18 protein-coding genes are annotated in these 22552 nt (G+C 74.4%); 15 read left to right on the plus strand and 3 right to left on the minus strand.

Annotated elements, in window-relative coordinates; all coding sequences use genetic code 11:
• The first annotated feature begins 105 nt into the window (after positions 1-105).
• The 3 genes from ACMA1D_RS08510 to ACMA1D_RS08520 are packed head-to-tail and all read left to right on the plus strand — an operon-like array spanning position 106 to position 3457.
• The gene (locus ACMA1D_RS08510; protein WP_414723244.1) at positions 106-1326 is read left to right on the plus strand and encodes a DUF5819 family protein; all 1221 of its coding nucleotides are present in this window, start codon (positions 106-108) and stop codon (positions 1324-1326) included.
• A gap of 14 nt (positions 1327-1340) precedes the next feature.
• Entirely contained in the window at positions 1341-2765 is a 1425-nt protein-coding gene (locus ACMA1D_RS08515; protein WP_414723327.1) for an HTTM domain-containing protein, read from the plus strand.
• On the plus strand, positions 2762-3457 hold the full coding sequence (locus ACMA1D_RS08520; protein ID WP_414723245.1) for a TrmH family RNA methyltransferase: 696 nt from the start codon (positions 2762-2764) through the stop codon (positions 3455-3457). Before ACMA1D_RS08515 ends, ACMA1D_RS08520 begins: the two co-directional genes overlap by 4 nt.
• A 97-nt stretch (positions 3458-3554) precedes the next feature.
• Here the strand turns inward: ACMA1D_RS08520 and ACMA1D_RS08525 are convergent, their stop codons facing one another.
• Positions 3555-3875: a DMT family transporter gene (locus tag ACMA1D_RS08525; RefSeq protein WP_414723246.1), complete on the minus strand. Its 321-nt coding sequence runs from the start codon at positions 3873-3875 to the stop codon at positions 3555-3557.
• Positions 3876-4034: 159 nt separating this feature from the next.
• Here ACMA1D_RS08525 and ACMA1D_RS08530 point away from each other — a divergent pair, with 159 nt between their 5' ends.
• Positions 4035-4517, plus strand: a complete 483-nt coding sequence (locus tag ACMA1D_RS08530; RefSeq protein ID WP_414723247.1) for a MarR family winged helix-turn-helix transcriptional regulator — start codon at positions 4035-4037, stop codon at positions 4515-4517.
• 86 nt (positions 4518-4603) lie between these two features.
• Here the strand turns inward: ACMA1D_RS08530 and paaN are convergent, their stop codons facing one another.
• Positions 4604-6325: a phenylacetic acid degradation protein PaaN gene (gene paaN, locus ACMA1D_RS08535; RefSeq protein WP_414723248.1), complete on the minus strand. Its 1722-nt coding sequence runs from the start codon at positions 6323-6325 to the stop codon at positions 4604-4606.
• Between the two features lie 171 nt (positions 6326-6496).
• Between paaN and ACMA1D_RS08540 the strand changes: the two genes are divergently transcribed.
• Positions 6497-8101, plus strand: coding sequence for a 3-hydroxyacyl-CoA dehydrogenase (locus tag ACMA1D_RS08540; RefSeq protein WP_414723249.1), 1605 nt, complete (start codon positions 6497-6499; stop codon positions 8099-8101).
• Positions 8102-8103: 2 nt separating this feature from the next.
• Positions 8104-8691 (plus strand): TetR/AcrR family transcriptional regulator, encoded by a 588-nt coding sequence (locus tag ACMA1D_RS08545; RefSeq protein WP_349994580.1) that lies wholly within the window; start codon positions 8104-8106, stop codon positions 8689-8691.
• Positions 8692-9058: 367 nt separating this feature from the next.
• Here the strand turns inward: ACMA1D_RS08545 and ACMA1D_RS08550 are convergent, their stop codons facing one another.
• On the minus strand, positions 9059-9568 hold the full coding sequence (locus ACMA1D_RS08550) for an Lrp/AsnC family transcriptional regulator (RefSeq protein WP_414723250.1): 510 nt from the start codon (positions 9566-9568) through the stop codon (positions 9059-9061).
• 151 nt (positions 9569-9719) lie between these two features.
• Here ACMA1D_RS08550 and pdhA point away from each other — a divergent pair, with 151 nt between their 5' ends.
• From pdhA to ACMA1D_RS08595, 9 genes are all read left to right on the plus strand, one after another.
• On the plus strand, positions 9720-10859 hold the full coding sequence (gene pdhA, locus ACMA1D_RS08555) for a pyruvate dehydrogenase (acetyl-transferring) E1 component subunit alpha (protein WP_414723251.1): 1140 nt from the start codon (positions 9720-9722) through the stop codon (positions 10857-10859).
• Complete coding sequence (locus ACMA1D_RS08560; RefSeq protein ID WP_414723252.1) at positions 10856-11932, plus strand: alpha-ketoacid dehydrogenase subunit beta; 1077 nt, start codon at positions 10856-10858, stop codon at positions 11930-11932. Before pdhA ends, ACMA1D_RS08560 begins: the two co-directional genes overlap by 4 nt.
• On the plus strand, positions 11932-13809 hold the full coding sequence (locus ACMA1D_RS08565) for a dihydrolipoamide acetyltransferase family protein (RefSeq protein ID WP_414723253.1): 1878 nt from the start codon (positions 11932-11934) through the stop codon (positions 13807-13809). Before ACMA1D_RS08560 ends, ACMA1D_RS08565 begins: the two co-directional genes overlap by 1 nt.
• Positions 13810-13967: 158 nt before the next feature.
• Positions 13968-14924: an NTP transferase domain-containing protein gene (locus ACMA1D_RS08570; RefSeq protein ID WP_414723254.1), complete on the plus strand. Its 957-nt coding sequence runs from the start codon at positions 13968-13970 to the stop codon at positions 14922-14924.
• A gap of 92 nt (positions 14925-15016) precedes the next feature.
• Positions 15017-17257, plus strand: coding sequence for a molybdopterin-binding protein (locus ACMA1D_RS08575; RefSeq protein ID WP_414723255.1), 2241 nt, complete (start codon positions 15017-15019; stop codon positions 17255-17257).
• Positions 17254-18312, plus strand: coding sequence for a potassium channel family protein (locus ACMA1D_RS08580; RefSeq protein WP_414723256.1), 1059 nt, complete (start codon positions 17254-17256; stop codon positions 18310-18312). Before ACMA1D_RS08575 ends, ACMA1D_RS08580 begins: the two co-directional genes overlap by 4 nt.
• A 36-nt stretch (positions 18313-18348) precedes the next feature.
• On the plus strand, positions 18349-19329 hold the full coding sequence (locus tag ACMA1D_RS08585; RefSeq protein WP_414723257.1) for an NAD(P)H-quinone oxidoreductase: 981 nt from the start codon (positions 18349-18351) through the stop codon (positions 19327-19329).
• Positions 19330-20416: 1087 nt separating this feature from the next.
• Complete coding sequence (locus ACMA1D_RS08590) at positions 20417-21406, plus strand: hypothetical protein (protein ID WP_414723258.1); 990 nt, start codon at positions 20417-20419, stop codon at positions 21404-21406.
• A gap of 182 nt (positions 21407-21588) precedes the next feature.
• Positions 21589-22149 carry a bacterial proteasome activator family protein gene (locus ACMA1D_RS08595; RefSeq protein WP_414723259.1) on the plus strand — a complete coding sequence of 187 codons (561 nt, stop codon included), beginning with the start codon at positions 21589-21591 and terminating at the stop codon, positions 22147-22149.
• The last annotated feature ends 403 nt before the right edge of the window (positions 22150-22552 follow it).

Genomic DNA, 22552 nt, shown 5'->3' on the forward strand with positions numbered 1-22552 from the left:
CTGTGGATAACTCGGGGGAGCTGTCCTGGATGAGGCACCGTAGGTACCGTCTCCGGGCGGAGGAGAGCGGCGCCGAGCGCTGCCGAGAAGGGGAACGGGGCGGGTATGCAACCGGACGAGCGAGCCGAGCGGTCTGGACGGGCCGGCGCGGACGGCGAAGGGCCGGGTGCGGGCGGTTCGGGCGCCGATGCGGCGCCGCGGCAGCACGACGCCGTACGAACGGGTGGTGAGGGCGTGGACGGCGGTACGGACGGCGTGGGCCGTGCGGTGGATGCGGGCGGGGCGGCTGGCTCCGACCCGCAGGATGCGCCGCGAGCGCCGTCAGGTCGCGCCGCCGAGCCCGGGCCGGCCGATGGCGACGGCGAGCGGGAGGGTGCCTTCCGCGGCACGACGGGCGGCACGGACGTGCCGGCGGGTGTCACGGACGTGCCGCCGGGTGCTACGGACATGCCGGCCGAGGCGGGTGTGTCCATTCCCGGCCCGCGGACCGGGCCACCGCCGGTCGGCAGCCCCGGTGACCCGGCCGGTGCCGCCCGGCACTCCGCCGGCAGTGTCGCCACCGGCAGCGCCCCCACCGGTAGCGGCCCCGCAAGCGGCACTCCCACCGGCGGCACCCCCGGCGCGGCGCCGGGTGCGCTCTCGCTGCCCGGGCAGGTCGTCCTCGGGGTGGCGATAGCGGTTGCCGTGGTGGCGGTCGCCGTCCATCTGGGCATGTCATTTCTGCATGTGGCGCCGTCCAATACGGTCAACAGGAAGCACACCGAGACCATCGGCGAGTACATCTACCCGGAGTTCGAGCAGAACTGGAAACTCTTCGCTCCCAACCCTCTTCAGCAGAACATCGCCGTGCAGGCGCGCGCTGAGGTGCGCACTCCCGACGGCGGCAAGGCCGTCACCGGGTGGACCGATCTGACGGCCCAGGACGGTGCGGCCGTGCGCCACAATCCGCTGCCCAGCCATGCGCAGCAGAACCAACTGCGCCGCGCCTGGGAGTTCTACGCCGGTTCGCACGATGCCAAGGAGCAGCCGGTCGGCCTCCGCGGCCAGCTCTCCGAGCAGTACGTACGACGCATGGTGGCGCACCGGTTCGGGCCCGAGCATGCGGGGGGCGTCGTGGAGCGCGTGCAGGTGCGGGCCGTCACCGAGCCCGTGGCGCCGCCCTCGTGGAGCGAGGAGAAGATCGATCTGAAGCCGATCCACCGGGTGTTGCCGTGGTGGACCATCACCAGTGACGATCTGCCCGGGCACGACGGGCCGGACCCGGACGATCGGGCCCGGGCTGCGGTTCGGCCGGAGAACGACCGGGTGAAGGGGGACGACCAGTGAGCTTCCGTCTCCTGATGGGCCGGTTGGAGCGGGCCGTGACCCGCGGCCAGGCCAAGATCACTGGTACGGCGCTCGGGCCGTACCAGACCGCCATCGTGCGGATCGGGTTCTCCTTCACCTGGCTGCTGTTCCTGCTGCGGGAGTGGCCGCACCGGGGGGTGCTGTACGGGCCGGACAGCCCGTGGGCGCCGGAGATGGCGCGCCAAATGATCGACCAGAGCGGCGCGTTCACGGTGCTGATGTGGTCGGACGGGCGGGCGTGGTTCGAGATCGTCTACCTGCTGGCCGTGGTCTCCAGCGCGTTGCTGCTGCTTGGCTGGCGCACCCGCACCATGTCCGTGCTGTTCATGGTGGGTGTGCTCTCGCTCCAGAACCGCAATGTGTTCGTCGGCGACGGCGGCGACAACATCATCCATCTGATGGCGATCTACCTGGTGTTGACCCGCTGCGGCCAGGTGTGGTCGCTGGACGCCCGCCGGGCGGCGCGGGCCGCGCGGGCGCCAGGGGCCGTGCCGGGTACGGTGCCGGCGCCCGGTGCTCCGTATCCGGCTGCGCCGGCTGGCGCTCCGTCGGCGCAGCCGCAGGGCGCCCGGGTGGACCTCGACCGCTGGCCCGCTGCCCTGCGGAAGGGCCAAGCGCCGCAGGAATCCGCTGGTCAGCCGGGTGCGATGGCGGCCTGGGGCGAGGCGGCCCGGCCCGCGACGGGCCAGGTCGCGACGGCCGCGGGGGGCGCTGAGGGGCAGGAGGGGTTGTTCGGCAGCGACAGCACGGGGGTGGTGCTGTGGACGTTGCTCGGCACCTCGCTGGCCGTGGTCACCGCGCTGGGCGAGTTGAGCAGCGGGTGGGCGCTGGTCTTCTGGGGCCTGTGGGCGATACACGGCGCGTGGTGGGCCGTGTGCCGGTACGCGCCGGGGGAGGCGCGGGCGGTCATGGGTGCGCTCGCCAACCTCGCGCACAACGCCGCGCTCGTCGTGATCATGGGGCAGGTCTGTCTGATCTACGCCACCGCCGGCTGGTACAAGATCCAGGGCACCCGCTGGCAGGACGGCACGGCCGTGCACTACCCGCTGCACCTGGACTACTTCTCGCCGTGGCCGGAGCTGACCGGCGTGCTGGCCAACAGCGGCACGGTGGTCATGCTGCTCAGTTACGGGACTGTCTTCGTCCAGGTGGCCTTCCCCTTCGCCCTCCTCAACCGGCGGGCCAAGAACGTCCTGCTCGGGGTGATGATGCTGGAGCACATCGGCATAGCCGTCGTGCTCGGGCTGCCGTTCCTGTCGCTGGCGATGATCGCCGCGGACGCGGTGTTCCTGCCGACGGGCTTCCTGCTCTGGCTCGGTGTCACGCTGCGGCGGGCCCGCGGGCGGCTGCCGCGTCGTCCGTCCGTACCGGCCGGGGCCTCCGTCGCGCCGCCGGCAGAACGTACCCTCGTGGGGTGACCAGCCAGACCGCCCCGCACGCCGTGGACCAGCCCGCTTCGCCCGCCGGCGGCGGTGAGCCGATCCAGTACGACGAGGGTTTCCAGCAGCAGGTCGGGGTCGGGCCGCACCCTCGGCCGTGGCCCACCGGCGACCAGTACGACCCCGAGCTGCTGGCCCACGGCGACCGGCGCAACGTGGTGGACGAGTACCGCTACTGGCGGCACGAGGCGATCGTCGCCGACCTCGATGGGCGGCGGCACGACTTCCACGTGGCGGTGGAGAACTGGAGCCACGACTTCAACATCGGCTCCGTGGTCCGTACGGCCAATGCGTTCCTCGCCAAGGAGATCCACATCGTCGGCAACCGGCGGTGGAACCGCCGTGGCGCGATGGTCACCGACCGCTACCAGCACATACGCCACCACCCGGACACCGCGGACCTGACGGCGTGGGCGGCGGCCGAGCAGGTGCCCGTGATCGGCATCGACAACCTGCCGGGTGCGGTGCCGCTGGAGCGGGTGGAGTTGCCGCGCCGTTGTGTGCTGCTCTTCGGGCAGGAGGGGCCGGGGCTGACTCAGGAGGCGCGGGACCGGGCGGCCATGGTGTGCTCGATCGCGCAGTTCGGCTCGACGCGGTCGATCAACGCGGGTGCGGCGGCGGCGATCGCCATGCACACCTGGGTGCGCGTGCACGCGACCATTGCCGGTTAGCCGGTTAGCCGGTTAGCCGGTTAGCCGGTTAGCCGGTTAGCCGGTTAGCCGGTTAGCCGGGGTGGCGGATTGGCTGGCCGGGTGGTGGTCGTACGGGTCAGACCCCGGCCGAGAGCTTGAGGCCGACCACGCCGCCGATGATGGCGATGAAGGAGATCACCTTGGGCGTGGTGAGGCGTTCCTTGTAGAGGATCGCGCTGAAGGTGACGGTGCCGAGTGAGCCGAGGCCGGTCCAGATCGTGTAGCCGACGCCCACGTCGAGCGTCTTCAGCGCCAGGCTCAGGAAGAACACGCCGCCGGTCGCCGCGGCCACGGTCAGCAGCGAGGGCCAGAGCCGGGTGAAGCCCTCGGTGGCGTTGGTGCTGAGGGCGAAGACCACTTCGAAGACGGCGGCGACGAGCAGGTAGATCCAGGCCACGGCTGTGCTCCCGGGAGGGCTTGGCGGCTGGGCGCGCCGGCTGGCAGGGGCGGGTCGGCAAGATCAAGGGGTCAAGTTGCATGTACGTGCAACTTCTTTGCCGAGTCTCGCCGGGCCGGTAGCCTCGTGTCAAGTGGCCTGCTAGGCGGGGAGAGTGCGATGGACGACGAGCTGTTGTGGGGTGGCGTCATCGCCCTGCACGCGCGCGTGGAACAGCGGCTTTCGGCCGTGCTCCAGCGGCAGCACGGCCTCGGTCTGTCCGAGTACCGCGCCCTCGGGCATCTGACGCTGGCCACCGCGAGCGGGCTGCGCATGCAGGAACTCGCCGCCAAGGTGGGGCTCAACCAGAGCTCCACGACCCGGCTCGCCGGGCGGCTGTTCGGCGCCGGTTTCGCCTTCCGTGACCTGTGCGACGACGACAAGCGCGGCGTCTACACCGTGATCACCGACGCCGGGCGGGCCCGGCACGCCGAGGCCCGGGGCACGTACGAGGCCACCTTGTCCGCCGCGCTCGCCGACGCGGCGGACGACCCCGAACTCGGCGTGTTCGTCCGGGCCCTGCGCACGGCCCTGGCGCAGCGCGACGCCGGGACGGCTGCCGTGGCGGAGGAGCCCGTGACGCCCCGGGCCGCTGCGGACTGAGTGGCGGGGGACGCGCTCCGTACCCGCCGTCGTACCCGCACCCCCACCCGCCCCGCACCCGCCGTCGCTGTCGCCGTGGCGGAGCCCTACGCCTGGCGGCGGACCTCCACCATGCGGAAGCGGTTGGCCACGAAGGCGCCGTCGCACAGGGCGGCGTTGGCCGCGGGGTTGCCGCCCGAGCCGTGGAAGTCGGAGAAGGCCGCGGTCTGGTTCACGTACACCCCGCCGGTGAGGTTCAGCGAGAGCTGGGCGCACTCCTCCAGGCACGCTTCCTCGGCCAACTGCTCCACCTCGGCCGATGTGGTGTACGCGCCGACGGTCATGGCGCCCTGGGTGCGGATCGTGTGGCGGAGCAATTCCACGGCCTCCGGCGTGGAGTCGACCGCCACCGCGAAGGAGACAGGGCCGAAGCACTCGCTCAGGAACGCGGCGTCGGCCTCCGGGGAGTCCCAGGTCTTGCGGGCGCCGTCGGCCTTGACGATCGTCGGCGTGCGCACCGTGGCCCCGGGGAAGTCGGGGTGGCTCACCGCACGTGAGGCCAGCGCCACCTCGCCGAGGCTGCCCGCTGCCTCGATACGCGCCTTGACCTGCGGATTGACGATCGCACCCAGCAGCGCATTGGCCCGCGCGTCATCGCCGAGCAGCCCGTCGACGGCCGCCGCGAGATCGCTGACCACCTCGTCGTACGACTTGGGGCCCGCATCGGTCTGGATGCCGTCCCGGGGGATGAGGAGGTTCTGCGGGGTGGTGCACATCTGGCCGCTGTAGAGGGAGAGCGAGAACGCGAGGTTGCTCAGCATGCCCTTGTAGTCGTCGGTCGAGTCGACGACGACGGTGTTGACACCGGCCTTCTCGGTGAAGACCACCGCCTGGCGGGCGTGGGTCTCAAGCCAGTCGCCGAAGGCCGTCGACCCGGTGTAGTCGATCACGCGGATCTCCGGGCGTACGGCGAGCGTCTTGGCCAGCCCCTCGTCGGTGCGCTCGGCGGCGAGCGCGACCAGGTTGGGGTCGAAGCCCGCTTCGGCCAGCACCTCACGGGCGACCTGCACCGTCAGGGCGAGCGGCAGCACGGCCCGCGGATGCGGCTTGACCAGCACCGGGTTGCCGGTGGCCAGCGACGCGAACAGGCCCGGATAGCCGTTCCAGGTGGGGAAGGTGTTGCAGCCGATCACCAGGGCGATGCCGCGCCCGACGGCCGTGAACTCCTTGTTCAGGTTCAGCGGGTCCCGCTTGCCCTGCGGCTTGGACCAGCTCGCCGCCTCCGGCACCCTGACCTGCTCCCGGTACGCGTACGCGACCGCTTCCAGGCCGCGGTCCTGGGCGTGCGGGCCGCCGGCCTGGAGCGCCATCATGAACGCCTGGCCCGAGGTGTGCATGACGGCGTGGGCGAACTCGTGCGTGCGGGCGTTGATCCGGTCCAGGATCTCCAGGCACACCACGGCCCGGGTCTGCGGCCCGGCCGCACGCCAGGCCGGCATCGCCGCCCGCATGGCGGGGAGCAGCACGTCGACGTCGGGGTGGGGGTAGAGCACGCCGAGCTCGATGCCGTACGGAGAGACCTCGTCGCCGACCCAGTCGTCGGTCCCCGGCTGGTCCAGCTCGAACCGGGTGCCGCGCAGCGCGTCGAAGGCCGCCTGTCCTTCGCCCGCGCTCAGGGTGCTGCGCCCTGACTCGTCCGTGCTGCCGTACGCCTTGGGGTGCTCGGGGTGCGGTGACCAGTACGCACGGGTGCCGATCGCCTCCAGCGCCTGGTCGAGCGTGGGGCGGTGCTTCTCGATCAACAGGGCTGCGGTGAGCTCGGTGGTCATCAAGGACCAACTCCTCGTCGAGCTGGGCGGGACGGGGGAACAGGGCTAGATTAACCGAACGATCGGTCGGGACAAGGGGGCTTCGCGAACCTGTGGACAAACATCGAGAGAGGCCGGATCGAGCCTGTGGATAACCACCGCGTGGACCCATTTTCGGGGAGGATCAACGACATGACCACCGCAGTCGGAGCCGCCACGAGCACGGCCCGAGCCGCCTTGGGACCGGACGCCGCCGCCGGGTCCGGGGCCGCGCCGGGCATCGGTCAGGACCGGGCCGTGGCCGTCGTCGGCACCGGCACCATGGGGCAGGGGATCGCGCAGGTCGCGCTGGTCGCCGGGCATCCGGTGCGGTTGTACGACGCGCTGCCGGGCCGGGCGGCGCAGGCGGCCGAGGCCATCGGGGCCCGGCTCGACCGGCTGGTGGCCAAGGGCAAGCTCACCGCCGACCGGCGGGCCGACGCAGGTGCCAGGCTGCTGCCCGCCGCCGACCTGTCCGAACTGGCCGACGCCGCCCTGGTCATCGAGGCCGTCGTCGAGCAGCTCGCCGTCAAGCAGGAGCTGTTCACCGAGCTCGAACGGATCGTCGGCGCCGACTGCCTGCTCGCCACCAACACCTCCTCGCTGTCGGTGACCGCCGTGGGGGGTGCGCTCGACCGGCCCGGTCGCGTGCTCGGCCTGCACTTCTTCAACCCGGCGCCGCTGCTGCCGCTGGTCGAGGTGGTGCGCGGCTTCGCCACCGACCCCGGCGCGGTCGACCTCGCCCACGCCACGGTGGCCCGCTGGGGCAAGACCCCGGTGCGCTGCGCCGACACCCCGGGGTTCATCGTCAACCGGATCGCCCGCCCCTTCTACGCGGAGGCGCTGCGCTGCTACGAGGAGGGGGCGGCCGACCCCGCCACCATCGACGCGGTGCTGCGGGAGTCCGGCGGCTTCCGGATGGGGCCGTTCGCGCTGACGGACCTGATCGGCCAGGACGTGAACGAGGCCGTCACCCACTCCGTGTGGCAGTCCTTCTTCCAGGACCCCAAGTTCACGCCGTCGCTGGCCCAGCGGCGGCTGGTCGAGTCCGGGCTGCACGGCCGCAAGACGGGGCGCGGCTGGTTCGACTACGGGGAGGGCGGCGAGGGCGGTGCGGCACCGGAGCCGCGGACGGCCGTGCCGCAACTGCCGCCCGCGTCGGTGGTCGTGCACGGCGACCTCGGGCCGGCCGCGGCGCTGCCGGAGCTGATGGCCGAGGCCGGGATCGAAGTCACCCGGCAGGCGGGGCCGGAGGGCCGGGCGGGCTTCATCGAGTTGCCGGGCGGTGCCCGGCTTGCGCTCACCGACGGCTCGGCGGCATCGGCCGACCCGTTCGCCGACGCCCTCCGCTTCGACCTGGCGCTGGACTACCGCACCGCGACCCGCATCGCCCTGGCCGCGGCCGATCGCGCCGCGCCGGGCTCGCTCGACCGTGCGGTCGGCCTCTTCCAGGCGCTGGGCAAGGACGTCAGCGTCATCGACGACATACCGGGCCTGGTCGTGGCCCGCACGGTGGCGATGCTCGTCGACTTCGCGGCCGACGCGCTGGGGCGCGAAGTCGCCGGCGCGCACGACATCGACACGGCGATGTGGAAGGGGGTGAACTACCCGCGCGGCCCGCTGGAGTGGGGCGACGAACTGGGCGCCGACTGGGTGCTCAGCGTCCTCGGGAACCTGCACGCCGCCTACCCCTCCGGGCGCTACGCACCGGCTCCGCTGCTGGTCCGCCGTGCGGCGGCGCGCCGGAACCTGCTGTAATCATGACCATGGCCAAGCGCGACACCTACACGCCCGAGTCGCTGCTCGCGGTCGCCGTTGGGGTGTTCAACGAGCGCGGCTACGACGGCACCTCCATGGAGCACCTGTCCCAGGCTGCCGGCATTTCCAAGTCCTCGATCTACCACCACGTCAAGGGCAAGGAAGAGCTGCTGCGGCGTGCCATAAACCGGGCGCTCGACGGACTGTTCGGCATCCTCCAGGAGCCCGAGGCGCGGCAGGGTCCGGCCATCGACCGGTTGCAGTACGTGGTCCGGCGCACGGCCGAGGTGCTGATGGCCGAGTTGCCGTACGTGACGCTGCTGCTGCGGGTGCGCGGCAACACCGACACCGAGCGGTGGGCGATGGAGCGGCGGCGCGAGTTCGACCACGAGGTGGCCGAGCTGCTCAAGCAGGCGGCGGCCGACGGCGACCTGCGCCCCGATGTGGACGTACGGCTCGCCACCCGGCTGCTCTTCGGGATGATCAACTCGATCGTGGAGTGGTACCGGCCGGCCCGTGGCGGGGCCGCGACCAGCGAAGAGGTGGCCGAAGCGGTGGTGCGGACGGCCTTCGCGGGCTTGCGTACGTAGCGCTGTCCGGGGCGGCCCCCGCGGGGCCGGGCTGGCCTGGCCCCGCGACAGGGCCGTGGGTGACCTGGCCTTTCGTGGATGAGGCGGTCGGGCGGGGTGGGCCAGGTGAGGGTGGCGGGTGGTGCGGTGCGGGGTGGGCGGGGGTACGGCCCGGCCGCCGCGCCCCGCTCTCCACACCCTCGCCCCGCCCGACGCCACGCAGCCCCGCCTCGGCGCCGGCCGCCTCACCCCGTCGCCGGCCGTTCGCCGGCCACTCAGCCCCGCCTCGCCTCGTCACTGGCCGCCCCATCCCGTCACCAGGCGCCAGCCGCCCGCCCCCGGCTCATCGCCCCCCGGGGTCGGTTCCCCGGGGGCTCATCGCCGGGCGCTACGGCTCCAGGTCGAGGTCCGTTTCCTCGAAGACCAGCAGGGTGCGGGTGCTGAGGACTTCGGGGATGGCCTGGATGCGGGTGAGGACGAGTTCGCGCAGGGCCCTGTTGTCGGCCGTGTGGACCAGGAGCAGTACGTCGAAATCGCCGCTGACCAGGGCGATGTGGGCGGTGCCCGGTAGCTCTTGCAGCTTTTCGCGGACCGTGCGCCAGGAGTTCTGCACGATCTTCAACGTGATGTAGGCGGACGCCGCCTGACCTGCTCGTTCCTGGTTGATCCTGGCACTGAAGCCGCGGATGACGCCGTCGTCGATGAGCCGGTTGATGCGGGCGTAGGCATTGGCCCGCGATATGTGCACCCGCTCGGCCACCGACCGTACCGAGGCCCGGCCGTCCTGCTGGAGCATCCGCAGGATGTCGCGGTCGATCGGGTCCAGCGGCCGGGCGGGGAAGTGCTCGCCCGGATTGGCCATCTGTTCGTCTGACACGCGGTCCCGCCTCTCCTCCATGGACGCACTGCGCTCATCTCAGGCTGTGGAGAACCGTTTGTCCACAGGCTAGGCCCGCCTGTAGCCAAAATGACGAGTCGACCGAACAATCGGTAGGGAGGCGCACGGCACACCGCTGCGCCTGGACGCAGCCCAAGAGGAGGTGCTCGACATGACGGTTCTTGAGCAGCCCGGCGCCTACCGGCCCACCCCGCCACCGGCGTGGCAGCCTCGTACCGACCCTGCGCCGTTGCTTCCCGACGCGCAGCCGTACCGCCTCCTGGGGACGGAGGCCGCGGCCGACACCGATCCGGGGCTGCTGCTGTCGCTGTACGCCGAGTTGGTCCGCGGCCGGCGGTACAACGCGCAGGCCACGGCCCTGACCCGGCAGGGCAGGCTGGCGGTGTACCCGTCCTCGACCGGGCAGGAGGCGTGCGAGGTCGCCGCCGGTCTCGTACTCGCCGAGCAGGACTGGCTCTTCCCCAGCTACCGGGACACCCTCGCGGTCATCGCGCGGGGCGTCGACCCGGCGGCGGCGCTGACCCTGCTGCGCGGCGACTGGCACACCGGGTACGACCCGGCCGAGCACCGGGTCGCGCCGCTGAGCACGCCGCTGGCCACCCAGTTGCCGCACGCTGTGGGGCTGGCGCACGCGGCGCGGCTGAAGGGCGATGACGTGGTGGCGCTGGCCATGGTCGGCGACGGCGGGACCAGCGAGGGCGACTTCCACGAGGCGCTGAACTTCGCGGCCGTCTGGCAGGCACCGGTGGTCTTCCTCGTACAGAACAACGGGTTCGCGATCTCCGTGCCGTTGGCGAAGCAGACCGCGGCGCCCTCGCTCGCGCACAAGGGCGTGGGGTACGGGATGCCGGGACGGCTCGTCGACGGCAACGACGCCGTCGCGATGCACGCGGTGTTGTCGCAGGCCGTGGAGCGGGCGCGGGCGGGCGGCGGGCCGACCTTGATCGAGGCCGTGACCTACCGCATGGAGGCGCACACCAACGCCGACGACGCGACCCGCTACCGCACGGACGCAGAGGTGGAGGCGTGGCGCGCGCACGACCCGATCGCCCTGGTCGAGGGCGAGTTGCGGGCGCGGGGGCTGCTCACCGACGAGGTGGTCGAGCAGGCCAGGGAGGCGGCCGAGCAGTTGGCCGGCCGGCTCCGCGACCGGCTGAACGGGGATGCGGTGCTCGACCCGATGGACCTGTTTGCGCATGTCTACGCCGACCAGACGAGCCAACTGCGCGAGCAGGCGGCCCAACTGCGTGCCGAACTCGACGCGGAGTTCGAGCCGGAGGAGGAACGATGACGACCGCGGCTGCCCCCGCCACCCAGGCCCCGACCGGACGCAAACCGGCCAGCATGGCGCAGGCGCTCAGCCGGGCCCTGCGCGACGCGATGGCCGACGACCCGACCGTGCACGTGATGGGCGAGGACGTCGGCACGCTCGGCGGCGTCTTCCGGATCACCGACGGCCTCGCCAAGGAGTTCGGCGAGGCGCGCTGCACGGACACCCCGCTGGCCGAGGCCGGCATCCTGGGCACGGCGGTCGGCATGGCGATGTACGGGCTGCGGCCCGTCGTGGAGATGCAGTTCGACGCGTTCGCCTACCCGGCGTTCGAGCAGTTGGTCAGCCATGTCTCGCGGATGCGCAACCGCACCAGGGGCGCCGTGCCGATGCCGCTGACCATTCGCATCCCGTACGGCGGTGGGATCGGCGGCGTCGAGCACCACAGCGACTCGTCGGAGGCGTACTACATGGCGACGCCCGGCCTGCACGTGGTCGTCCCGGCGACCGTCGCCGACGCGTACGGGCTGCTGCGGGAGTCCATCGCCTCCGACGACCCGGTGATCTTCCTGGAGCCGAAGCGGCTGTACTGGTCGAAGGCCGACTGGACGCCGGACGAGCCGGAGCGGGTGGCGCCGATCGGGCGCGCCGTCGTGCGCCGGGCCGGCCGCAGCGCCACCCTGATCACCTACGGGCCCTCGGTGCCGGTCTGTCTGGAGGCGGCCGACGCGGCCCTGGCCGAAGGGTGGGACCTGGAGGTCATCGACCTGCGGTCGCTGGTGCCCTTCGACGACGCGACGGTGTGCGCGTCGGTGCGGCGCACCGGTCGGGCGGTGGTGGTGCACGAGTCCACCGGGTTCGGCGGGCCCGGCGGTGAGATCGCGGCGCGGATCACCGAGCGCTGCTTCCACCATCTGGAGGCGCCGGTGTTGCGGGTGGCGGGGTTCGACATCCCGTACCCGCCGCCGATGTTGGAGCGGCACCACCTGCCCGGTGTGGACCGGGTGTTGGACGCGGTGGCCAGGCTCCAGTGGGAGGCGGACTGGCAGCCCGGCACCGGCGGCGACGAGCGTCGGGCCGGGGGTGCGTACTGATGGCCGTGGTCCGCGAATTCGCCTTGCCCGACCTCGGGGAAGGGCTCACCGAGGCGGAGATCGTGCGCTGGCTGGTGGCCGTCGGTGACGTGGTGGCCGTCGACCAGCCGGTGGTGGAGGTCGAGACGGCGAAGGCGATGGTGGAGGTGCCGTGCCCGTACGCGGGCGTGGTGACCGCGCGGTACGGCGACGAGGGCACGGAACTGCCGGTCGGCGCGGCCCTGTTGACGGTGGCGGTGAGCGATCCGGCCACCGTGCCGGGGCCGGATGGGCGGCCGGCCGCGGGGCCGGGGGGCGCGGGGCCGGGGGGCGGTGGTGTGCCCGGGGCCGGTGGTTCCGGCGGCGGTCCTGGTGGTGGTTCGGGCGGTGGTTCGGCTCGGGCCGGTGGTGCGCCGGGGAGCGCGGCCGGGGACGAGGCGTCAGGGAACGTGCTCGTGGGGTACGGGACGGGGGCGCCTGCCGCCCGCCGGCGCAGGTTGCGGGCGGCTCCGCAGGGCGCCGGAGCCCTGCACACGGCTGGGCAGATCGCAGCGCCGCAGGTCAGCGAGGTGGGCGGCGCGGTGGCGCAGCGTTCGGTCGGTGGTGCGGGCCGGGCGGATGGGGCGGGGGCGGCTGCCGTGGATGCGACGGTCGTGCGGGTGGCGCCCGACGGTGTGCGGGCGGCGGGGCGGCCGGCGGATGCGGAGGTCGCGGAGGGCGCGGGCCCCGGGGCGGCGGACGCGGGTGCGGATGCGGACGCGGGTGCGGACGCGGGTGTCGCCGGGCGTACGGTGCCGGTGATTTCGCCGCTGGTGCGCAGGCTGGCCCGGGAGCACGGGCTTGACCTGCGACGGCTATCAGGTTCCGGGCCCTCAGGGTTGATTCTGCGCGCGGACGTGGAGCGCGCGATAGCGGCGGCGCGGGACGCGGGCGCGACGGTGCACGCGGGTGCGGGTGCGGGTGCGGGCGTGGGTGCGGGCGTGGGTGCCGCTGCCGGTGTGGCGGCTGCCACCGGGGCGGCGTCGGCGGCCGGCGCCGGGCTGCCGGCGGACTCGGGCTCTGGGGCTGAGGGCTCCGGGGCTGCGGCGACCGGAGTGCGGCAGTCCGTGCCGGGTGCGGCGGTGGCAGCGGTGCCGGGCGGCGATGCGGCACGGCTGTCGACGGCTTCGGGTGCGCTGGCGCGCGCCGCAGCCGGTGCCGGGGTGCGGGAGGCGGCGCGCATACCGCTGCGCGGGGTGCGCGGTGCGGTGGCTGAAAAGTTGTCCCGTAGCCGCGCCGAGATCCCCGACGCGACCTGCTGGGTCGACGCGGACGCCACCGAACTCCTCGCGGCCAGGGCTGCGATGAACGCGGCCGGCGGACCGAAGGTCTCGCTGCTCGCCGTGGTGGCCAGGATCTGTACGGCGGCGCTCGCCCGGTTCCCCGAGCTGAACGCGCGGGTGGACACCGAAGCGCGCGAGATCGTGCAACTGGCCGGGGTGGCGCTGGGGTTCGCCGCGCAGACCGACCGTGGCCTGATGGTGCCCGTCGTGCATGACGCGCACCTGCGGGACGCGGTGGAGCTCTCGACGGAGTTCGCCCGGCTCACGGAGCAGGCGCGCGCCGGCCGGCTCACCCCGGCCGAGCTCACCGGGGGCACCTTCACGCTCAACAACTACGGGGTGTTCGGCGTGGACGGCTCCACGCCGATCATCAACCACCCCGAGGCGGCGATGCTGGGCGTGGGCCGCATCGTGGAGCGGCCCTGGGTGCACGGCGGGGAGCTGGCGGTGCGCCGGGTCGTCCAACTCTCGCTCACCTTCGACCACCGGGTGTGCGACGGCGGCACCGCCGGCGGGTTCCTGCGCTACGTGGCCGACTGCGTCGAGCAACCGGCGGTGCTGTTGCGCACGGTGTAGGGGAGGGGGCGCCCGTCCCTCGGCCCGCTGGTCGGCCGAGGGACGGACGGGTGGGGACGGGGCGGTACGGAGGGAGTGCGGAGGGGCGGGGGGTGTCGGTGGTGTGGGGGTGGGGTTCGGGCTGTGGGGGCGGGTGCGGGGCGGCCATACTCGGGCGCATGACGGGTGAGGGCGAGGGCGTGGGCGAACGGGTGACGTACGACGCCGTGGTGTTGGCCGGCGGGGGAGCGCGCCGGCTCGGTGGGGCGGACAAGCCGTCGCTGAGGGTCGGTGGGCGTTCGCTGCTCGACCGGGTGCTGGGCGCGTGCGGTGCGGCGGGGCGCACGGTGGTGGTCGGGCCGCGGCGGCCGACGGTGCGGCCGGTCCACTGGGTGCGGGAGGACCCGCCGGGCGGCGGCCCGGTGGCCGGCCTTGCGGCCGGGATGCGGCACGTGGCGGCCGATACCGTCCTCGTACTCTCCGCTGACCTGCCGTTTCTGACCCCGGGTGCGGTACGGGAGCTGGTGGCGATTCCGCCGGGGTGCGAGGGGCAGCAGCTCCTTGACGCGCAGGGGCGGGAACAGCCGCTGGTCGCCGCGTACCGGACCGAGCCGCTCCGGCGTGAACTGGGCCTGCTGTACGCGGAGCACGGCGGGTTGTCCGGGTTGCCGCTGCGGCTGTTGCTGGGCGAACTGCGGTGGTCGGGGCTGCCCGGGCACGTGGAGGCGGCGTTCGACTGCGACACCTGGGACGCGGTGGGCGCCGCCCGGGCGCGGATCAGGGAGCATGACCGTGTGCTTGCTGAATGGATCGAGACGGTTAAGGCGGAACTCGGTATCGACCTCGACGTCGATACGGCGGCCCTGCTCGACCTGGCCAGGGACGCGGCGCACGGCGTGGCGCGCCCGGCCGCGCCGCTGACCACGTTCCTCGTGGGGTACGCAGCGGGGCGGGCCGCAGGTGGCGGCAGCGAGGCGGTGGCCGAGGCGACCCGCAAGGCGGCGGCGTTGGCCGTGCGCTGGGCGGAGGAGGGCGCGCCCCCGACGCCGGACGGTGCGGGAGGGACAGCAGGGCCGGCCGGGCCCGGTGGATCTCCCGGGGCGGCGGGCCCGGGGCCGGCCGGAGAGCCGAGGTAGCGGGCGGCATGACGGGCCGACGACGTACGGGTTCAGCGGGGGCCGCGGGACACGGGCCCGGTACGGGGCGGGCGGGGCACGGTGGGGCGGCGGTGAGTTGGCCGGCGGCCCGGGCGGTCGCGGCGGGGGCGGCCGGCGGGCCGTTGCCGGCGGCGCCCACCCCGCTCGGCGAGGCGCTCGGCCGGGTGCTGGCCGAACCCCTGACGGCCCTGACCGACCTGCCGCCCTTCGACACCTCGGCCATGGACGGGTGGGCCGTCGCGGGGCCAGGCCCCTGGCGGTTGCCGGCGCGCGGTCAGGGCGTACTGGCCGGGCACGCGCGCCCCGAACCGTTGGAGGACGGCCAGGCCGTACGGATCGCCACCGGGGCCAGGACACCGCCGGGCGCCACCGCCGTCCTGCGCAGCGAACACGGCATGGTGCGCGACGAGCGGGCCGCCCGGGGCGACGGCACGCCACCCGCTGCCGATCCGCCGCGCGGCACGGCGATGTTCGCGTCCGACGCGCCTGGTGTGCCCGACGCATCTCCCCCACCCAGCGCATCTCCCCCACCCAGCGCATCTCGTACATCCGGCGCATCTGGCGTGTCCGGTGCCGCCGACGTGCTCCACGCCGGCGAGAGGCCCGAAGCACCCGGGCCGGTCGGCCCGCACCACACCGACGCCGATGCCCACGCCGACACTGACACTGACACCCACGCCGCGGGCGCAGCAGTGGGCGCAGGCGGAGGGGCGGTCGGTGGGGGTTCGGGGCGTGGGGAGGGCGGATGGTTGTACGCGGCGCCGGCGTGGCCCGTGCAGTTGGGGCAGGACATCCGGCCGCGGGGGCAGGAGTGCGGCCGGGGCGACGAGTTGTTGCCCGCGGGGACGCCCGTGACGCCGGCCGTGGTGGGGCTCGCGGCGGCGGCCGGCTATGACGCGTTGCCGACGGTGCGCCGGCCGCGTGCCGAAGTCCTGGTGCTGGGCGATGAGTTGTTGCGCGCGGGGTTGCCGCACGACGGGTTGATCCGCGATGCGCTCGGCCCGATGCTCGGGCCCTGGTTGCAGGCGCTCGGCGCCAACGTGCTGGCCACGCGCTGGCTGGGCGACGACGCGGAGGCGCTGCACGCGGCGGTGGCGCGGTCGACGGCCGATCTGGTGATCACGACGGGCGGTACGGCCGGCGGCCCGGTCGACCACGTGCACCCGGTGTTGCGGCGGCTCGGTGCGGAACTGCTGGTCGACGGGGTCGCGGTACGGCCTGGGCACCCCATGCTGCTGGCCAGGCTGGACGGGCGCCGGCATCTGGTGGGCCTGCCGGGGAACCCGCTGGCCGCGGTGTCCGGCCTGCTCACCCTCGCCGAACCGCTGCTGCGCACGCTCGCCGCCCGCCCCGAGGCCGCGACCGTGGCGGCCGGCCGTGCGCGCCCGGGCCCGGCCCGTTCGGACGAGCCGTACGACGTGGACGCCGACCCGTACGTGTCGTACGCCCACCCGCGGGTGTCGTACGCGGATGCCGGCCGCTCGGGCGCGTCGCACGCGGACGCTGCGGGGGCCGGCGCGGGGCACGGCGGCCCTGCCGGTGACGGTGCGCCCTGCCCGGCCGGGGCGTCGGGCGGTGCGGTGGTCGAGCGGGTGCCGCTGGTGGCCGAGGTGCCCTGGCACCCGCGCGACACCCGACTGGTGCCGGTGCGGCGGCGGGCCGGTGGGGTGGCGCCGTTGCACTTCAACGGGCCGGCGATGTTGCGCGGGGTGGCGGTGGCCGACGGCATGGCCGTGATCCCACCCGGCGGGGCGGAACCCGGAACGGAGGTCGAAGTCCTCGGGCTCCCCTGGTCTGGTTCCGGCAATACGGGCGTTTGGCCTGGTCAGGGCCCTGACGGGGGGAGTGGGGGCGGGCCGGGGGCCGGCCAGGGCCGGGGCGATGGTCGGGGGTGTGGTGAAGGGCAGGGCCTTGGCCAGGACCGTGGCGACGGTGGGGGCCGTGATGACGGTCGGGGCCGTGCTGACGGCCAGCCCCACCAACCAGACCAACCCACCTCATCCGCCCAGCCCCGCCGCGAGTCGGAGGCAGCCGGGCCCGCGCCGCGCGGCGCGACAACCCCGTCCGGCGCGTACGACGCGACACCCCCGCCCACGGCGGCCGGCGCGGCGGTCCCACCCGGCCCGGCGGGACACCCCACTCCGCCCCCGGCCGGTCAGACCACCCCGGCCGCCGGCACGGCACCCCCCGGGGCGGCCGGTGTCCGGACCCGGGGCGGCGCGGGGGACGCGGGGGGCGTACGCTCGCCGTTGCTCCCGCGCTCCGGAAGCGATGTCAGAACCGAAATCCAGCCGCCCGGAGGAACCGCGTGAAGCTGCCCTCGCACGACGCGGCAGCGCGTAACCAGGAACCCGTCTCGCACCACGTGCAGTTGCCGCGCAACCTCCCCGCGGGGCCGCTGCGGCAGGTGGCGCGGCGGTTGCTGATCGCGCTGCTGGTGATGGTGGTGACGGTGTTGCTGGTGTACCTGGACCGCGACGGGTACTACGACAACGCCGACGACTCCGTCGACTTCCTCGACTCCGTCTACTACTCGACCGTCACGCTGTCGACGACGGGGTACGGCGACATCGTGCCGCACAGCGACAGCGCACGGCTCACCAACGTGCTGCTGGTCACGCCGTTGCGCGTGCTGTTCCTGATCATCCTGGTCGGCACCACGCTGGAGGTGCTGACCGAGCGCACCCGCGAGCAGTTCCGTCTCAACCGCTGGAGGAGCGCCTTGCGCGACCACACCATCGTCGTCGGGTTCGGCACCAAGGGGCGTTCTGCCGTGCAGACGCTCTGTGCGACCGGGCTGCGGAAGGACCAGGTCGTGGTGGTCGACCCGAACCACAAGGTCATCGAGTCGGCCAACGCGGAGGGGTTCGCGGGCGTGGTCGGCGACGCGACGCGCAGCGACGTGCTGTTGCGGGCGGAGGGGCAGCGGGCCCGACAGTTCGTCATCGCCACCCAGCGCGATGACACGGCGGTCCTGGTCACCCTCACCGCGCGGCAGTTGAACAAGGGCGCCAACATCGTCGCCGCGGTCCGCGAGGAGGAGAACGCGCCGCTGCTCAAGCAGTCCGGCGCGGACGCGGTGATCACCAGCGCGAGCGCCGCCGGCCGGCTGCTCGGCCTGTCCGTGCACAGCCCGAGCGCGGGCGCCGTCATGGAAGACCTGATCCAGCAGGGCAGCGGCCTGGACCTGATCGAGCGTCCGGTGGTCAAGTCGGAGGTCGGCAAGCAGGTCAGGGAGACGGAGGACCTGGTGGTGACCGTGTTGCGCGGCCATCGGCTGCTGGGTTACGACAACCCGGAGGCCAGCCCGTTGCAGGCCACGGACCGGCTCATCGTCGTCGTACGGGCCCGACCGCCCGCGGAGTAGTGGGGCGGCGGGCGGCGCGGGAGTAGCCTCGCGGGCATGCGTGCGATCACGGTTCCCGAGCCAGGTGGACCCGAGGCCCTCGTGTGGGCCGAGGTTCCCGACCCCGAGCCCGCCGAGGGAGAGGTACTCGTCGAGGTGGCGGCCAGCGCCGTCAACCGCGCCGACGTGCTGCAACGGCAGGGCTTCTACGATCCGCCGCCGGGCGCGGCGCCCTACCCGGGGCTTGAGTGCGCCGGCCGCATCGTCGCCGTCGGACCGGGCGGCGGGGGCGGTTGGTCGGTCGGCGACGAGGTGTGTGCGCTGCTCGGCGGCGGTGGGTACGCGGAGCGGGTCGCGGTGCCGACCGGGCAACTGCTGCCGGTGCCGGCCGGCCTCGACGTGGCGTCGGCGGCGGCGCTCCCGGAGGTGGTCTCCACCGTTTGGTCCAACGTCTTCATGGTTTCTCATCTGCGTCCCGGCGAGACCCTGCTGGTGCACGGCGGCTCCAGCGGCATCGGCACGATGGCGATCCAACTCGCGAAGGCGATCGGCGCGCGGGTCGCGGTCACGGCCGGCAGCGCGGAGAAGCTCGCCGCCTGCGCCGAACTCGGCGCCGACGTGCTGATCAACTACCGCGAACAGGACTTCGTCGCCGAACTGCACGGCGCCACCGACGGCGTGGGCGCCGACGTCATCCTCGACGTCGTCGGCGCGAAGTACCTGGACGCCAACGTCCGCGCGCTCGCCGTCAACGGCCGACTCGCGATCATCGGCCTCCAGGGCGGCGCGACGGGCGAACTCAACCTGCGGGCCCTGCTCGGCAAGCGGGCCGCGATCACCGCCACCTCGTTGCGCGCGCGCCCGCTCGCGGAGAAGGCGTCGATCATCGCGGCGGTGCGGGAACACGTGTGGCCGCTCATCGAGAGCGGCCGGGTGCGGCCGGTCATCGACCGCACCCTCCCGATGAGCGAGGCCCCCGAGGCCCACCGAGTCCTGGAGTCCAGCGTCCACATCGGCAAGATCCTCCTGACGACCTGACGGGTCACGCGCAGGCGTTCTTGCCGGCCTGCTCGCCTGCCGGCCTGCTCGCCTGCGCGTCCGACGCTCCGCAGATCCCCTGATCTGCCGATCCCCTGTTCTGCCGATCCGCTGACCTGCGCGTTCTTCGGCCGGCTGGCGCACCGTCCCGCTCGCGCCGGACCGCGGTCACCCTCGCGGGACGGTGCCCCGCCTTGCCCGCCGTACGGGCCGGGCGGGGCGCACCCGGAGGGCGGAGCCCCACCTGCACCCGCCCCCGCACCCCGCCGCGCCCCCCCCACACCCTCGCCACACCCCCGCGCCGCTTCGCCCATCGAGGCTCCCGTCCACGCACCCACGCACCCGGCTCCCGTCCCCCCGTCCCCGTCCCCCGTCTCCCGTCCCCCGTACGGCCCATGCGGGTCGGCCCGGATTCCGGTACGCGCCGCGCCACCCGCGACTGGCCGCGCCCGCGTCATCCGCGCCACCCACCCCATTCACCTCGCCCACCTAGCCTGGGGACCTCGGCTGGCCGCGCGCGGTGCCGACCGTGCCGGCCTGCCCGTACGACGCGAGGGCGAGGCTGCGACGGCTCGGCGGGCAGCCCCGCGCGTCGGGGCGGAGGCCGGGCCCGTACGGCGAGTTGGGGCGTGGGACGGGTGTGCGCCGAGATGCCGGTGGGGGCGCGGCGTGTGAGGCTGAGAGCTGTCAGCCGTTCGTTGGATGACGGTACGAAAGGGACACGGACGTGGTCTCAGTGAACCTGCGCCGTTCACGACGTACGACCGCACGGCGCGAGGACGTTCCGCGACCAGACACCCCCACCGCCCCCGGGCCCGCCGACCCACCCGCTCGCCCCGGCCCGCGTACCCGCCCCACCCGAGCCAGCGGGCCCGCCCAGGCCGGCAGCCCCACCCGGGCCACCAGCCTCGCCGAGGCCAACGCGCCCGGCCAGGCTAACCGCCCCACCCCAGCCAGCAGCCTCACCCCGGCCAGCGGGTCCACCCCGGCCAACCCCCCACCCTCCAGCGGTCATCTCCCCCACACCACGCGGGTGTTCGGCGCGCGGGGTGGGGAGCGCGGGGTGGGTTGCCCAGGTGGTTCCCGGGTGCGACGTACGGGCTGGTGGGCGGGGCGGCGTGCGGGTCGGTGGGCCGGCTGGGTGGGCGGGGTCTGCGGGGTGGTGCTCGCGGTGGCGGGGCCGGCGGCGGTCGTGGTGGCGGTGCCCGCGGGGCCGCCCGGGCCGTCCGGGGCGCGGCTGGCGGGGAGCGCACAGGGCGAGGGGCGGGCGCACCCGGGCCGCCACCTCGTCCCCCGCGACGACCGCCCGACCCACCCCGTACGGCCCGGCGACCCCCTGCGCCCGACCCGCCCCGACCCGGCGACCATGCCGGGCGCCTCCACCGGGCCGCACGGCGAGCGCCCCGGCCGGCCTCCGGGCCACGGCCACGCTCATGACCACGGCCGCGACCGCCCCGACCACGGCCAGCACCACGGCCGGCCGGAAGGGCACGGCGAGTCGCCCGCCGACCCGGGGCGGACCGGCCACGACGCAGGGCCGGGCCGGCCGGCCGGCGGTGACGGCGAGGACGGCGGCGGGGAGACCGGCCCCCCGGACCCCCGGCACGACGCCGACGCCGCCCCGAACGGCAACGCTCCCACCGACGAGGGCACCACCCCGACCGACGGGCCGACCGAAGGAGCCGCCACGCCGGCCTCCTCCGCGCCGTCCCGCTCCGCCGATGCCACGGCCGCCGGTGAGGTGCCGGGTTCGCAGGACGGCCGGTCGTCCGGCGACCGGCCGGGCGACCAGGTGGCAGGACGGCCGCTCGGGCCGCTGCCGCAGTGGCCCCCGACGGGGCGCCCGCCGGTGCCGCTGGTGCCGCCGGTCGGTACGGACGCCGCGGACGACGCGGGGTGGCCCGCGGCGCAGCCCGGTACCGGGCCGGTCGTCGACGGGGTCGGCGGGACGGCGGCCAGCGGCTCGCAGGGCACGGCGATGCGGGTGCTGCCGCTCGGCACCGGCATGGCCCTCACCGGCCTCGGCCTCGCCTACTTCGGCCTCCGCCTCCGCCGCCACGGCCGCCACCCGTACTGACCAGCCACCCACCGCCCACCCACGCCCACCAGGACACGCCCTCCGAGGCTCCCACCCACCGGGGCCGGGGCCCAGCCGCGTGAGCCCCCGCGCAGCGTGCACCCGCTCCCCGGGGGATGTCGGGTGGCTGGACGTCGCCCCCGCACCGGCCGGTCGGAGTGACGTACGGAACAATGGGTGACATGAACCAGCCGATGAACGAACGGTCGCAGGAGAGCCCGCACGTCTTGGTCGTCGGCCCGGACGGGATGGCGCTCGGTAGCGCCGGCTCCGGTGAGGGCGGCGGCGACGACGCGTCGCGGGAGACCCCCGTGACGGACATGGTGGAGCAGCCCGCGAAGGTCATGCGCATCGGCAGCATGATCAAGCAGTTGCTCGAAGAGGTCAGGGCCGCTCCCCTGGACGAGGCGAGCCGGGTCAGGCTCAAGGAGATCCACGCCAGCTCCGTGAAGGAGCTCGAAGACGGTCTCGCGCCCGAGCTGATCGAGGAGCTGGAGCGGCTCTCGCTGCCCTTCACCGACGAGACCGTGCCGACCGAGGCCGAACTGCGCATCGCCCAGGCGCAGTTGGTGGGCTGGCTGGAGGGTCTCTTCCACGGCATCCAGACCGCACTGTTCGCCCAGCAGATGGCGGCCCGTGCACAGTTGGAGCAGATGCGCAGGGCGCTGCCGCCCGGCATCGGCGGCGACGAGGAGGACGGCCAGCAGCCCCCCGGCGGCGCCCGCTCCGGCCCCTACCTCTGACCCCGGGGCTGCTTTCCCGGCGGCCCCTGTTCCCCCGGTGCGCCCCGCGGCCCGCGCGGCCCGGCCCGCCTGACCAGGACGGCAAGACGGTACGGAGGACGGCGGGGAGGGGACGGGCCCGTACGCGGCTCGCGCCAGCCACGGCCCGTACCGTCGGCCCACCGGCTGCCCGTACCGCCGGCCTCCACCGGCTGCGTACCGCCGACCAGCACCGGCCGGGCGCGTGCCACCCGGCCACCACCCGCCGGCGCACCACCACCCGCCGGCAGCGGGCCCGCACCCGCGGGCCCGCGCGCACGCGAAGGGGCGGGGTGCCCCGGGCTCCATCCGCCCGGGTCACCCCGCCCCTTTCACACTCTGCTGTCAGGCCCCGCGTCCGCGGGCGACACCCCACCCGGCGCCG

Source organism: Streptomyces sp. 796.1, from assembly GCF_047525675.1.
In the GTDB taxonomy this organism is placed as follows: domain Bacteria; phylum Actinomycetota; class Actinomycetes; order Streptomycetales; family Streptomycetaceae; genus Streptomyces.

Coding starts and splice junctions, on each gene's coding strand:
- ACMA1D_RS08515 (WP_414723327.1), top strand. CDS start 1,341: ATGGGCCGGTTGGAGCGGGCCGTGACCCGCGGCCAGGCCAAGATCACT.
- ACMA1D_RS08530 (WP_414723247.1), top strand. CDS start 4,035: ATGGACGACGAGCTGTTGTGGGGTGGCGTCATCGCCCTGCACGCGCGC.
- paaN (WP_414723248.1), bottom strand. CDS start 6,325: ATGACCACCGAGCTCACCGCAGCCCTGTTGATCGAGAAGCACCGCCCC.
- ACMA1D_RS08570 (WP_414723254.1), top strand. CDS start 13,968: ATGACGGGTGAGGGCGAGGGCGTGGGCGAACGGGTGACGTACGACGCC.
- ACMA1D_RS08560 (WP_414723252.1), top strand. CDS start 10,856: ATGACGACCGCGGCTGCCCCCGCCACCCAGGCCCCGACCGGACGCAAA.
- ACMA1D_RS08545 (WP_349994580.1), top strand. CDS start 8,104: ATGACCATGGCCAAGCGCGACACCTACACGCCCGAGTCGCTGCTCGCG.
- ACMA1D_RS08585 (WP_414723257.1), top strand. CDS start 18,349: ATGCGTGCGATCACGGTTCCCGAGCCAGGTGGACCCGAGGCCCTCGTG.
- pdhA (WP_414723251.1), top strand. CDS start 9,720: ATGACGGTTCTTGAGCAGCCCGGCGCCTACCGGCCCACCCCGCCACCG.
- ACMA1D_RS08540 (WP_414723249.1), top strand. CDS start 6,497: ATGACCACCGCAGTCGGAGCCGCCACGAGCACGGCCCGAGCCGCCTTG.
- ACMA1D_RS08565 (WP_414723253.1), top strand. CDS start 11,932: ATGGCCGTGGTCCGCGAATTCGCCTTGCCCGACCTCGGGGAAGGGCTC.
- ACMA1D_RS08595 (WP_414723259.1), top strand. CDS start 21,589: ATGAACCAGCCGATGAACGAACGGTCGCAGGAGAGCCCGCACGTCTTG.
- ACMA1D_RS08510 (WP_414723244.1), top strand. CDS start 106: ATGCAACCGGACGAGCGAGCCGAGCGGTCTGGACGGGCCGGCGCGGAC.
- ACMA1D_RS08550 (WP_414723250.1), bottom strand. CDS start 9,568: ATGGAGGAGAGGCGGGACCGCGTGTCAGACGAACAGATGGCCAATCCG.